The organism is Cupriavidus sp. 30B13 (genome assembly GCF_049059565.2).
In the GTDB taxonomy this organism is placed as follows: Bacteria; Pseudomonadota; Gammaproteobacteria; order Burkholderiales; family Burkholderiaceae; genus Cupriavidus.
In genome coordinates, this window is the sequence record NZ_CP188223.1 from 2,934,988 (window position 1) to 2,947,611 (window position 12,624).

Consider the following 12,624-nt stretch of genomic DNA (forward strand, 5'->3'; position numbering starts at 1 on the left):
CTGCCCGGTCTCGATCCGCGCCTGCGGTCCCCCGTGCCAGCTGGCCGTGATTCTACGCGCCCGGCCGTGCGGGCATCGCGCCTAACGCGGCGGCCCGGGCAACCAGGCACGCAACGCTTGCCAGGCGCTGAGTTTCTCCGCGTACGGCAGCGTGTAGGCGGGACTGCTGGAAGGCAGCCTGACGATCTGGTGGCGGTCGCCCATGGCGCCGAGCGCTTTCATGCCGATCCGCGCCGCGGTTCCGCCATTGAACGCGATCGCCGCCAGGCCGGGCAGCGACGCGATCAACCCGGGCAGGTCGTTGCCGGCGTGGTCGCGGATGTTGCTGTCGAGGCTGCCATCGCGGCGCGCCTCGGCCACCACGTCCCACAGGCCCACGCGGTGCGCCAGCAGCGTCCGCAGCCGCGCGGGGTAGTCCATGCCTGCCAGGTCCTCGCCGATGACCTCGCCGGTCAGGTGCCAGAAGCGATTCTGCCGGTGCGCGTAATACTGGCTCTGCGCCAGCGACACCTCGCCCGGCAGGCTGCCCAGGATCAGCACGCGCGTGTCGGCGTCGACCACGGGCGGGAAGCAGCGCTTGAGCGCCGCCGTCTGTTGCGGGAGTGCTGTCATCGCGAATTGCCAATGCCGCCCTCCCGCGCGGACGAGGGAGGGCGGCCGGGGGCCGGCGCTCAGGCCAGCAGCTTGTTGATGCGGCGCACGTAGGCCGACGGGTCTTCCAGCGTGCCGCCTTCGGCCAGCAGGGCCTGGTCGAACAGCACGTGGACGCGGTCGCCGAACGCATCGTCGGTGGTGCCGGACTCGGCCAGCGCGCGCAGCTTGCGCACCAGCGCGTGGTCCGGGTTCAGCTCCAGGATGGGCTGGGCGTCGGGCGCCTTCTGGCCGGCCTGCTTGAGCAGGCGCTGCAGGTAGCCGCTCATGTCGCCTTCGTCCGACACCAGGCACGAGGCCGACTCGGTCAGGCGCAGCGTCACGCGCACGTCCTTGGCCTTGCCTTCGAGCACGGTCTTGGCGCGTTCGAGCACGTCCTTCCAGTCGCCTTCGGCCTTCTCCTGCTCGGCCTTCTCGTCGGCATCGGCCAGCGCGCCGAGCTCGAGGTCGCCGCGCGCCACGGACACCAGTTCCTTGCCGTCGAATTCGCGCAGGAAGGACAGCATCCATTCGTCCACGCGGTCGGTCAGCAGCAGCACTTCGATGCCCTTCTTGCGGAACACTTCCAGGTGCGGGCTCGACTTGGCCGCGGCCCAGCTGTCGGCCGTGACGTAGTAGATCTTGTCCTGGCCTTCCTTCATGCGGCCCACGTAGGCGGCCAGCGCGACATTCTGCTCGGCGCTGTCCTGGTGCGTGGAGGCGAAGCGCAGGAGCTTGGCGATGCGCTCGAGGTTGCCGGCGTCCTCGCCCAGGCCTTCCTTGAGCACCTGGCCGAACTGCTCCCAGAAGGTGGCGTACTTGGCGCGTTCGGCTTCGTCGTCGCTGTCGGCCAGCGCCTCCAGCATCGACAGCACGCGCTTGGTGCAGCCTTCGCGGATGGCCTTGACGTCGCGGCTTTCCTGCAGCAGTTCGCGCGACACGTTGAGCGGCAGGTCGGCCGAATCCACCACGCCCTTGACGAAGCGCAGGTAGGACGGCAGCAGCTGCTCGGCCTCGTCCATGATGAAGACGCGCTTGACGTAGAGCTTGAGGCCGCCCTTGTGGTTGCGGTCGAACATGTCGAACGGCGCGCGCGCCGGCACGTACAGCAGCTGGGTGTATTCGCTGCGGCCTTCGACGCGGTTGTGGGTCCACGCCAGCGGGGCCTGGTTGTCGTGCGAGATGTGCTGGTAGAAGGCGGTGTACTGCTCGTCGGTGATGTCCGACTTGGAACGCGTCCACAGGGCGCTGGCCTGGTTGACGCTTTCCCACTCGCCGGTTTCCTTGTACGCGCTGGTGTCGGCATCCCACACTTCCTTGGGCATGCGGATCGGCAGCGAGATGTGGTCCGAGTATTTCTGGATGATGCCCTTGAGCTTCCACGCGGAGAGGAAATCGTCCTCGCCTTCGCGCAGGTGCAGCGTGATGGTGGAGCCGCGCTCGGCGCGCTCGATGGCGTCCACGCTGAACTCGCCGTCGCCGGCGCTTTCCCAGCGCACCGCCTCGCTGGCCGGCAGGCCGGCGCGGCGCGTTTCCACGGTGACCTTGTCGGCGACGATGAAGGCCGAGTAGAAGCCCACGCCGAACTGGCCGATCAGCGCGGCATCCTTCTGCTGGTCGCCGGAGAGCTGCTGGAAGAATTCCTTGGTGCCCGAGCGCGCGATGGTGCCCAGGTTGCGGATGGCCTCGTCGCGGCTCATGCCGATGCCGTTGTCGGTGATCTTCAGCGTGCGGGCCTTGGCGTCCGCCTCGATGCGGATGGCGAGGTCGGCGTCGTTCTCGAGCAGGGCCGGGTTGGCAATCGCCTCGAAGCGCAGCTTGTCGGTGGCGTCGGAAGCATTGGAGATCAGCTCGCGCAGGAAGATTTCCTTGTTGCTGTACAGCGAGTGGATCATCAGGTGCAGCAATTGCTTCACTTCCGCCTGGAAGCTCATCGTCTCGTGCGGTGCGGTCATGGTTCTCCTCTTGGCAAACTTGGAAAATCTGGCTGAAACGGGAATCTGGTGTCCTGGCCGCGGCGCCGTGGCGCCCGGCCGGTGTCCCGGAACATGAGGCCCGGGACACGATTTTCAAGATGCGGCTAGCGCCGCTCGAGCTGGCGCGCCAGGAAAGCCAGCATGGCCGGATCCTGGCTGCTGGCGACGTTGAAGCGCATCCAGCTCGACGGCATCTGGGACGGCGAGAACAGGCTGCCCGGCGCGAACAGGTAGCCCTCCTCGTACCCGGCGGTGGCGATGGCGTTGGTATCGCGCCCGGTATCGGCCCACAGGTACAGGCCGGCGTGCTGGCCCGGGAACAGCGCCAGGCCCATGCGTTCCAGCGTGCGGCGGGTGTCGTCGCGGGCGCGGTCCAGCCGCGTGCGCACGCGCTCCACGTGCTTGCGGTAGTGGCCCTCGGTAAGCACCTTGTAGAGCACACGCTCGTTGATTTCCGGCGAGGCCAGGCCGGCCAGCAGCTTGCTGTCGGTCAGGCCGGCGGCGGTTTCCGGATGCGCGGCGATGAAGCCCACGCGCAGGTTGGCGGCCAGTGTCTTGGAAAAGCTGCCCAGGTAGATCACCCGGCGCAGCTGGTCGAGGCTGGCCAGGCGCGTGGCGGGGTGGCCGGGCGGGCACAGGTCGCAGTAGATGTCGTCCTCGACGATCAGCAGGTCGTACTGCTCGGCCAGCCGCAGCAGCTGGAAGGCCTTGGCGGCCGACAGCGAGGTGCCGGTGGGGTTGTGCAGCACCGAGTTGATCACCATCAGGCGCGGGCGGCGCGCCTGCAGGATGCGCTCCAGCGCGTCCAGGTCGGGGCCCTCGGCGGTATAGGGCATGCCGATCAGCTGCGCGCCCTGCGCGGCGAAGCGGCCGAACATCACGAACCAGGCCGGGTCGCCCACCAGCACGGCGTCGCCGGCGCGCAGGTAGAGCCGGGCGATCAGGTCGATCGCCTGGGTGATGCCCGAGGTCAGCACGATCTGCTCGGGCGCGGCGCCGATCTCCAGCTCGGCCAGGCGGTTGCGCAACTGCTGGCGCAGCGGCAGGAAGCCCTGCGGCGTGCCGCTGACCAGGAAATGGCTGCCCGGCTGGCGGCCCAGCCCGCGCAAGGCGCTGGCCACGAGCTCGCCGTCCAGCCAGTCGTTCGGCAGGAAACCCAGGCCGGGCGACTTGTGCGGCTCGCTCGAGTGGAACATGCTGCGCAGCAGCCAGGTCACGTCGATATTGCGCGAGCCGGTCGCCACCGGCGCCACCGCCGGCGCCTGCGGGGTGCGCTCGCGCACGTAGAAACCCGAGCCGCGGCGCGACTCCAGGTAGCCCAGCGCCACCAGCCGCTCGTAGGCCTCCACCACGGTGAAGCGGGAAATGCCCTTGTCCTGCGCCAGCTGGCGGATCGACGGCATGCGCATGCCGGCGCGGAAGATGCGCTCGTCGATGCGCAGCCGGGCCCACTCGGTCAACTGCTCCACCAGCGTCATCTGCGCCGACGGCACCGGGCTGGGCATGCGCTCGGTGGGCGGCGGCACCAGGCGCAGCGGGCGCGCGGGCTCGGCCGCACTACCGACCGCACTACTGGCCGCCCCCCCTGCTTTATTCTTGAGGCCCGGCGCGGCCCCCGGCGCCACCAGATCGTCGCTGCTCATGTCCTGCTTCCTCCTGCTCCCGCCACTGTACCGTGAATGATCTGCATAACTGTATAGGTACTGTACCGACAACCTTCACTACCATCAACACACAATGACGCTAGCTCTCGACCATCTCGTGATTGCCGCCGCCACGCTCGAGGCCGGCGCGCGGCATGTCGCCGAGGCGCTGGGCGTGCCGCCGCAGCCGGGCGGCGCCCACCCCGGCATGGGCACGCACAACAGCCTGCTCAACCTGTCCGGCGGGGCCTACCTGGAAGTCATCGCCATCGACCCGGCAGCGCCGGCGCCCGCGCGCCCGCGCTGGTTCGGCCTGGACAGCGAGGCCATCCGGGCGCGCCTGCGCGAAGGCCCGTTCCTGCTGCACTGGGCCGCGCGCGTGGCGCGCCCCGTCGACCTGTCGCTGTGGCAATCGCAATACCCCGCGCGCATCGCCCCGGTGATCCCGATGACGCGCGGCGACCTGCGCTGGCGCATCGCGGTGCCCGGGGACGGCAGCCTGCCCGGCTGGCCGGCCGACGAGCAGGGCCCGGCCGTGGCCGGCGACGGCGTGCTGCCTACCCTGATCCAGTGGGACGTGCCGGTCCACCCGTCGGCGCGGCTGCCCGGCCAGGGCCTGGCCCTGCGCGCGCTGCGCGGCCGCCATCCGCAGGCGGCGCGGCTCGGACGCGCGCTGCAATGGCTGGGCGGCGGGCTGATCGCGCTGGAGCCCGGCGACGAGGCCGGGCTGAGCGCCGAGATCGAGACGCCCGACGGGGTGCGCACGCTGCGCTGAGCGGCGCCCGAGGAAAGAAAGAAAAGCCGAAAGCCGTACCGCATTCACCACAAGAACAACGACCGCAGGAGACTTCAGCCATGCCCCCCATCACCCGCAAGCGCTTCGACGACGACGCCTATCTGGGCAACTGCACCGCCACCGTGGTGGCCGTGCACGCCGAGGGCATCGAACTCGACCAGACCGTTTGCTACGCCCGCAGCGGCGGCCAGGCAGGGGATACCGGCACGCTCAGGCTGGCCGACGGCGCCACCATCGCGCTGCTCGAAACCGTCTACTCGCCGGACCGCGGCCGTATCCTGCACGTGCCGGCGCCTGGCGCCGCGCTGCCCGGGCCCGGCGACATCGTCGCCGTCGCCATCGACTGGGAGCGCCGCCACCGCCTGATGCGCCTGCACACCTGCCTGCACCTGCTGGGCTCGCTGATCCCGGTGCCGGTGACCGGCTGCGGCATTTCGCCCGACTCGGCGCGCATCGACTTCGACCTGCCCGAATCCACGCTCGACAAGGCCGTGCTGACCGAGCAGCTCAACGCCCTGATCGGCGCCGACAGCCGCGTGCGCGTCGACCTCATCACGCCCGCGGAACTGGCCGCGCAGCCGGAACTGGTGCGCACCGTGGGCGCCGCGCCGCCGGCCGGCAGCGGCGCCATCCGCATCATCGAGATCCCCGGCGTGGACCGCCAGCCCTGCGGCGGCACGCACGTGGCCGCCACCGGCGAGATCGGCGCGGTGCTGGTGACCAAGATCGAGAAGAAAAGCCGCACCAACCGCCGCGTGGTGGTGCAGTTCGCGGCATGACGGGCGCGCTCGCGGGCCCGGACCTGCTGGCCGGGCTGTCGATGGCGCAGTTCGCCGCGCTGCTCACGCTGCTGGCGGTGGGCGCCTTCACGCCCGGCCCCAACACCACCATCGCCGCCGTCACCGGCGCCAATTTCGGCCTGCGCGCCACGCTGCCGCATTGCGTGGGCGTGGCCTTCGGCTTTGCCAGCATCGTGGCGCTGTGCGCCACCGGCGTGGGCGCGCTGGTGCTGGCCAGCCCGGCGCTGGGGCTGCTGGTGCACGCGGCGGGCGTGCTGTACCTGCTGTGGCTGGCGCTGCGGCTGGCGCGCAGCACCGTGCTGAGCGACAAGCAGGTGCTGCGGCCGCTGTCGGTGTGGCAGTCGGTGATCCTGCAGTACGCCAACATCAAGGCGTGGATGCTGGCGCTGGCCACCGCCGCTTCCTACATGGCCGGCGCGCCGTCGCCGCTGCAGCGCGTGCTGCTGATGTGCGCGGTGTTCGGCGTGTTCGGCTTCGTCAGCAACGGGGTGTACGGCGCGCTCGGCGCCGGCCTGCGGCACTGGCTGCAGGTGGGCAACCGCATCCGCTGGTTCAACCGCGCGATGGGGCTGTCGCTGGCGCTGACCGCGCTGTGGATCGCCCTGTCCGGCGGCCCGGCGTCCCGCTGAGGCATGACGATGACGACCCGACCCGCTTCCCGACCCGCTTCCCGGCCGCGTCCCGGCCCGGCCACCCAGGCCAGCCACGGCGGCGGCATGCTGCTGGGCTTCATCGGCGTGGCCGTGTTCAGCCAGACCCTGCCCTTCACCCGCATGGCGGTGGCGGAGCTCGATGCCACCCTGGTGGCGCTGGGCCGCGCCGTGGTGGCCGGCCTGCTGGCGCTGTTGCTGCTGTGGCAGCGCGGCGCCTTCGCCGCGGCGCGACGGCCGCGCGGCAGCCAGTGGCGGCGGCTGGCCGTGACCGCGCTGGGCGTGGTGGTGGGCTTTCCGCTGTTTTCCTCGCTGGCCATGCGCGAGGTGCCGTCCGGGCACGGCGCCATCATCACCGGCCTGCTGCCGCTGGCCACCGCCGTGTTCGCCGCCTGGTTCGGCCGCGAGCGCCCCTCGGCAAGATTCTGGCTGTCGGCCGCGGCAGGCAGCGCGCTGGTGGTGGCCTTTGCCCTGTGGCAGGGCGCCGGCGGCCTGCAGCACGCGGACTGGCTGCTGTTTGCCGCGATGGTGCTCGGCGCGCTGGGCTACGCCGAAGGCGGCAAGCTGTCGCGCGAGCTGGGCGGGCTGGAAACCATCAGCTGGGCGCTGGCGGTGTCGATGCCGGTGCTGCTGCCGGTGGTGGGCTGGCTGGCGCTGGCGCATGCCGGCCAGCTCGCCGCGGCCACGCCGCGCGCATGGCTCGGCGTGGCCTATGTGTCGGTGTTCTCGATGTTCATCGGCTTCCTGTTCTGGTATGCCGGGCTCGCAAAAGGCGGCGTGGCCCGCGTGGGACAGATACAATTGCTGCAGCCGTTCCTCACGCTGGCGGGCGGCGCCCTGATGCTGGCCGAGCCGCTCGACGCCGCCACCCTCGCTTTCGCGGTGGCGGTGATCGGCGTGGTGGCCGCGGGCCGCCGGACCGCCGTGCGCAGCGCCCCCGCCGGCTCCGTGCCAGCGCCCGCCGCCGAAGAACCCCACCCCATCCCTCAGGGACGACCCCACTGACAGGAGACTTTATGTCCGTCTACGACACCCTTGCCCGCCTCGGTATCGAACTGCCCACCGCCGGCGCCCCCGCCGCCGCCTATGTGATGGCCGCCCAGACCGGCAACACCGTGTTCCTCTCCGGCCACATCGCGCGCAAGGACGGCAAGCCCTGGGTCGGCAAGCTGGGCCGGGACCTCGCCACCGAAGACGGCAAGGCCGCCGCGCGCGCCATCGCCATCGACCTGCTGGCCACGCTGCACGCCCACGTCGGCGACCTGAACCGCGTCACCCGCATCGTCAAGGTGATGAGCCTGGTCAACTCCACGCTGGAATTCACCGAGCAGCACCTGGTGACCAACGGCGCCTCGGAATTCCTCGTGGAAGTCTTCGGCGACGCCGGCAAGCATGCCCGCAGCGCCTTCGGCGTGGCGCAGATCCCGATGGGCGCCTGCGTCGAGATCGAGATGATCGTCGAGGTCAAGTAAGCCGCCGCAGCAGGCAAGCCCCGCGGCCCTGCATGGCCGCACCGGCGCAATCCGCGCAGCCGGCCCGCCGGCTGCCGGGCCGCCCCCACAAGACAAGAACCCCGCCCCACCGATGCGCATCGACAACCTGCCCTTCGGCACCACCGACTGGTCCGACATCGCCCCCACCCGCCACCCGGGCGAAACCGGCGAAGCCCTCTGGCGCACCCGCCAGTTCGGCGACATCCGGGTGCGCATGGTGGAGTATTCTGCCGGTTACCTCGCCGACCATTGGTGCACCAAGGGTCACATTTTGTTCGTGCTGGACGGCGAGCTGCATACCGAGCTGGAAGACGGCCGGCAGTTCGTGCTCGGCGCGGGCACGAGCTACCAGGTAGCCGACCATGCCGAGCCGCACCGTTCGTCCACGCCGACCGGCGCGCGGCTTTTTATCGTTGACTGAGTCGAGACCGTTCGACTCCCATACCAAGAGACCATCATGAACTGGGCCATCTCCCGCCGGGCACAACAGCTGACCAGCTCGGCCATCCGCGAAATCCTGAAAGTCACCGAGCGCCCGGAAGTCATTTCCTTCGCCGGCGGCCTGCCCTCCCCGGCCACGTTCCCGGTAGCGGCCATGGAACAGGCGGTAGCCCGGATCTTCGCCGACAACCCGCAGGCCGCGCTGCAGTATGCCGCCACCGAAGGCTACATGCCGCTGCGCGAATTCGTCGCCGCGCGCCACCACGTGAGCGCCGAACGCGTGCTGATCACCACCGGCTCGCAACAGGCGCTGGACCTGATCGCCAAGGTGATGATCGACCCGGGCAGCCCGGTGCTGGTGGAGACGCCCAGCTACCTCGGCGCGCTGCAGGCGTTCTCGCTGTTCGAGCCGGAGTTCGTCTCGGTGCCGGGCGACGACAAGAGCCTGCTGCCCGAAGCGCTCACGCCCGAGCTGACCGCCGGCGCGCGCTTCCTGTACGCCCTGCCCAATTTCCAGAACCCGACCGGCCGCCGCATGCCGCTGGAGCGCCGCCAGGCGCTGGTGGCGCGCGCGCGCGAACTGGGCCTGCTGCTGATCGAGGACGATCCCTACGGCGAGCTGAGCTACCGCGGCGACCAATTGCCGAGCCTGCTGTCGATGAACCCGGACGGCGTGATCTACATGGGCTCGTTCTCCAAGATCCTCGCCCCCGGCCTGCGCCTGGGCTACGTGATCGCCCCGCCCGAGCTGCACTTCAAGCTGTGCCAGGCCAAGCAGGCATCGGACCTGCACACGCCGAGCTTCACGCAGCGCCTGGCCTATGAAGTGGTGCGCGACGGCCTGCTGGACACGCACATCCCCACCATCCGCGCGCTCTATGCCGCGCAATGCCAGGCCATGCTGGACTCGCTCGCGCGCCACATGCCCGCGGGCGTGACCTGGAATGCGCCGGAAGGCGGCATGTTCATCTGGATGGAGCTGCCCGAAGGGCTGGACAGCATGGAGATCCTGCAGGAGGCGGTCAAGCGCAACGTGGCCTATGTGCCGGGTGCGCCGTTCTACGCCAGCAACCCACGCCGCAACGCGCTGCGCCTGGCCTTCGTGACGGTCGCGCCGGAGCGCATCGAGCAAGGCGTGGCCATCCTCGGCACGCTGTTCCGCGAGGCCATCGCCGGGCAGGCGCCGCAGGCCCGGGCAGCCTGAACGGAGCGCGGCGCGACTCCACCTCCTGGCTGATACCTGCGCGGCGGGCTTCATGGCAAGATAGCGGCCATCGCCCGTCCGCACGGGCCTCGCACAGCCAGGGGAGACGTGTTCGTGCTGCGTATCTGGGGTCGACTCTCATCGATCAACGTGCAGAAAGTGGTCTGGTGCGCGCGCGAGCTGCACCTGGACCACGAGCGCATCGACATCGGCATCCGCGAGGGCGACCTCGACACCGAGGCCTACGTGCGCCTCAACCCGAACCGGCAGATCCCGGTGATCGAGGATTTCCGCGGCACCGACGTGGGCGGCGAGCCCTTCGTGCTGTGGGAGTCCAACGCCATCGTGCGCTATCTGTGCGCGCATGACGGCGAAGACACCCTGTGGCCCGGCAACGTCAAGGCGCGCGCGCTGGCCGACCGCTGGATGGACTGGCAGACCAACGCCTTCAGCCCGGCCATGGTCGACGCGTTCGTCCAGCTCGTGCGGGTGCCGGCCGAGCAGCGCGACCAGGCCCTGATCACCCGCTCGCTGGAGCGCACCGAACCGCTCGCGGCCCGGCTCGACGAAGCGCTGGCCGACCGCGAATTCATCTGTGGCGACCGCTTCACCATGGCCGACATCCCGCTGGCCTGCTCCGCCCACCGCTGGCTGGGCATGCCGGCGCCGCGCCAGCCGCGCCCGCACCTCGAACGCTGGGTGGCCGCCATGCGCGCGCGCCCGGCCGCGGCCGGCATCCTCGTGCTGCCGCTGGTCTGACCGCCCCCCGGGGCGCCATGTTTCCCGGGCCTGCTGCCGGGCGCGGGGTCCACTCGACACTGCCGCCAGCACGCCCCAGCCCGGCCAGCGCCCCGCCGGTGACCTACCGCCCCGCCGCCGCCACCGAGGCGCCGCCCCGGGGCCGGCATGCATTTGCGGATCGGCGAGTTTGGAGTAACCTCCGGGAGGCGCCCGGTGTGCGCCCGCCTGCCCCCAGGCAAACCCTGATCCGTGAATCCGGCTCATGTTGGTGATGATCCGATTTTGGGCAGCGCGGCGGGAACCTATCCTTAGAATCCGAAGCTTGCCCGAGCGGCGCTCCCGCGGGAGCGCCAGGGCAAAAGCCAGAAGCGCCGTAAAAAGAAGCGCGGCAAGACAAGCGCAAGAACAGCGACAAGAAGCCGAGACATGGCAGGCCGGAGCCAAAGCAGAGAAAACCTGCCGCCCAACCCGAGGAGAAATCAATCATGTGGAGTCAAATCTATGACCCGCTAGGCAGCATGGCGCTATCCACGCTGTCGGCCGCGGTTCCCGTGGTGGTGCTGCTGGCCGCGCTGGCCTTCTTCCATCTGCAGGCCCACCTGGCCGCCGGGCTGGCGCTGGTGGTGGGCGTGGTCATCGCCTCGGCGGTGTTCGGCATGCCGGCCGCCATGGCCGGCAAGGCGGCCGGCCTGGGCATCGTCTCGGGCCTGTTCCCGATCGGCTGGATCGTCCTCAACATCATCTTCCTGCACCGCCTGACCACCCTCAACGGCTCGTTCCGGGTGCTGCAGAACTCCATCTCCGGCATCACCGAGGACCGCCGCCTGCAACTGCTGCTGGTGGCGTTCAGCTTCGGCGCGTTCTTCGAGGGCGCGGCCGGCTTTGGCACGCCGGTGGCGGTGACCGGCGCCATCCTGATCGGCCTGGGCTTCTCGCCGCTGGCCGCCTCGGGCCTGGCGCTGATCGCCAATACCGCGCCGGTGGCCTTCGGCGCGCTCGGCGCGCCGCTGATCGGCCTGGCCTCCGTCACCGGCCTGGACCTGCTGCACCTGTCCGCGATGGTCGGCCGCCAGTTGCCGTTCTTCTCGGTGCTGGTGCCGTTCTGGCTGATCTGGGCCTTCGCCGGGTTCCGCGGCATGCTGGCGATCTGGCCCGCCATCCTGGTGGCCGGCGTCTCCTTCGCCATCCCGCAGTTCCTGGTGTCGAACTACCACGGGCCGTGGCTGGTGGACGTGATCGCCGCGCTGGTGTCGATGGGATCGCTGACGCTGTTCCTGAAGGTCTGGAAGCCGAAGGAGGTCTGGACCTCCACGCGCATCCTGGGCCGCCATGACGACTCCAAGGTCGACGACCCCGAAGCCGTGGCCGCCGAGGCGCGCGCCAACGCCGCCTCCGTGGGCATCTCCGTGGTCAAGGCGTGGATGCCGTGGGTGATCCTGACGGTGTTCGTCTTCGTCTGGGGCATCCCGGAATTCAAGAAGCTGATGGACGGCCTCTGGCAGTGGCGCTTCCCCATTCCGGGCCTCGACAAGGCCGTGCTCAAGGTGCCGCCGGTGGTGCCCAAGCCCACCGCCGAAGGCGCCGTGTTCGCCTTCAACGTGCTGTCGATGGCGGGCACCGGCATCCTGGCCTCGGCCGTGCTGGGCGGCCTGCTGATGGGCTACTCGGTGCCGCGCCTGATCAAGGAATACTGGGAAACCATCAAGCTGGTGAAGTATTCCCTGCTGACCATCTGCGCCATGTTCGGCATCGGCTACCTGACCCGCTATTCGGGCCTGGATGCCACCATGGGCCTGGCCTTCGCCCACACCGGCGTGCTCTACCCGCTGTTCGGCACCATGCTGGGCTGGCTGGGCGTGGCGCTGACCGGCTCGGACACCGCCTCCAACGTCCTGTTCGGCGGCCTGCAGAAGACCACGGCGGAGCAGCTCGGCCTGTCGCCGGTGCTGATGGCCGCGGCCAACAGCTCGGGCGGCGTGATGGGCAAGATGATCGATGCGCAGTCCATCGTGGTGGCGTCCACCGCGACCAAGTGGTACGGCCACGAGGGCGAGATCCTGCGCTACGTGTTCTTCCACTCGATCTCGCTGGCGATCCTGGTGGGCCTGTTCATCACGCTGCAGGCGTACGTGCATCCGTTCACGCAGATGGTGATCCACTAGTCTTTCGCTGGATTTGCCAGCTGTCGCAATGGAAAACCCCCGCTTCGAAGGCGGGGGTTTTTGCTTTGCCGGCCACCTGCCAGCGAGG

At 69.9% G+C, this 12,624-nt stretch carries 12 protein-coding genes; 9 read left to right on the forward strand and 3 right to left on the reverse strand.

The features are described from left to right. Positions 1 to 81: 81 nt before the first annotated feature. The 3 genes from ACKI2N_RS13530 to ACKI2N_RS13540 form a co-directional block, all read right to left on the reverse strand. Positions 82 to 612 (reverse strand): DNA-deoxyinosine glycosylase, encoded by a 531-nt coding sequence (locus ACKI2N_RS13530; protein ID WP_420997040.1) that lies wholly within the window; start codon positions 610 to 612, stop codon positions 82 to 84. 59 nt (positions 613 to 671) lie between these two features. Further along, the gene (gene htpG, locus ACKI2N_RS13535; protein WP_420997039.1) at positions 672 to 2,585 is read right to left on the reverse strand and encodes a molecular chaperone HtpG; all 1,914 of its coding nucleotides are present in this window, start codon (positions 2,583 to 2,585) and stop codon (positions 672 to 674) included. Positions 2,586 to 2,710: 125 nt separating this feature from the next. Continuing rightward, entirely contained in the window at positions 2,711 to 4,249 is a 1,539-nt protein-coding gene (locus tag ACKI2N_RS13540) for a PLP-dependent aminotransferase family protein (protein ID WP_420997038.1), read from the reverse strand. Between the two features lie 94 nt (positions 4,250 to 4,343). Here ACKI2N_RS13540 and ACKI2N_RS13545 point away from each other — a divergent pair, with 94 nt between their 5' ends. The 9 genes from ACKI2N_RS13545 (at position 4,344) to ACKI2N_RS13585 (ending at position 12,536) form a co-directional block, all read left to right on the forward strand. After that, on the forward strand, positions 4,344 to 5,024 hold the full coding sequence (locus ACKI2N_RS13545) for a VOC family protein (protein ID WP_420997037.1): 681 nt from the start codon (positions 4,344 to 4,346) through the stop codon (positions 5,022 to 5,024). A gap of 80 nt (positions 5,025 to 5,104) precedes the next feature. Beyond that, entirely contained in the window at positions 5,105 to 5,824 is a 720-nt protein-coding gene (locus ACKI2N_RS13550) for an alanyl-tRNA editing protein (protein WP_420997036.1), read from the forward strand. Further along, a complete protein-coding gene (locus ACKI2N_RS13555) occupies positions 5,821 to 6,474 on the forward strand; it encodes a LysE family translocator (RefSeq protein ID WP_420997035.1) in 654 nt (217 codons plus the stop codon). The genes ACKI2N_RS13550 and ACKI2N_RS13555 overlap by 4 nt, the downstream gene beginning before the upstream one ends. Before the next feature lie 87 nt (positions 6,475 to 6,561). Further along, positions 6,562 to 7,500, forward strand: coding sequence for a DMT family transporter (locus ACKI2N_RS13560; RefSeq protein ID WP_420997107.1), 939 nt, complete (start codon positions 6,562 to 6,564; stop codon positions 7,498 to 7,500). 11 nt (positions 7,501 to 7,511) lie between these two features. After that, positions 7,512 to 7,967: a RidA family protein gene (locus ACKI2N_RS13565; RefSeq protein ID WP_420997034.1), complete on the forward strand. Its 456-nt coding sequence runs from the start codon at positions 7,512 to 7,514 to the stop codon at positions 7,965 to 7,967. Positions 7,968 to 8,079: 112 nt separating this feature from the next. Beyond that, complete coding sequence (locus ACKI2N_RS13570; RefSeq protein WP_420997033.1) at positions 8,080 to 8,409, forward strand: DHCW motif cupin fold protein; 330 nt, start codon at positions 8,080 to 8,082, stop codon at positions 8,407 to 8,409. Between the two features lie 36 nt (positions 8,410 to 8,445). Next, on the forward strand, positions 8,446 to 9,633 hold the full coding sequence (locus ACKI2N_RS13575) for a PLP-dependent aminotransferase family protein (RefSeq protein WP_420997032.1): 1,188 nt from the start codon (positions 8,446 to 8,448) through the stop codon (positions 9,631 to 9,633). Positions 9,634 to 9,747: 114 nt separating this feature from the next. Continuing rightward, entirely contained in the window at positions 9,748 to 10,392 is a 645-nt protein-coding gene (locus ACKI2N_RS13580; RefSeq protein ID WP_420997031.1) for a glutathione S-transferase family protein, read from the forward strand. 467 nt (positions 10,393 to 10,859) lie between these two features. Then, on the forward strand, positions 10,860 to 12,536 hold the full coding sequence (locus ACKI2N_RS13585; RefSeq protein WP_420997030.1) for an L-lactate permease: 1,677 nt from the start codon (positions 10,860 to 10,862) through the stop codon (positions 12,534 to 12,536). Positions 12,537 to 12,624: the final 88 nt, after the last annotated feature.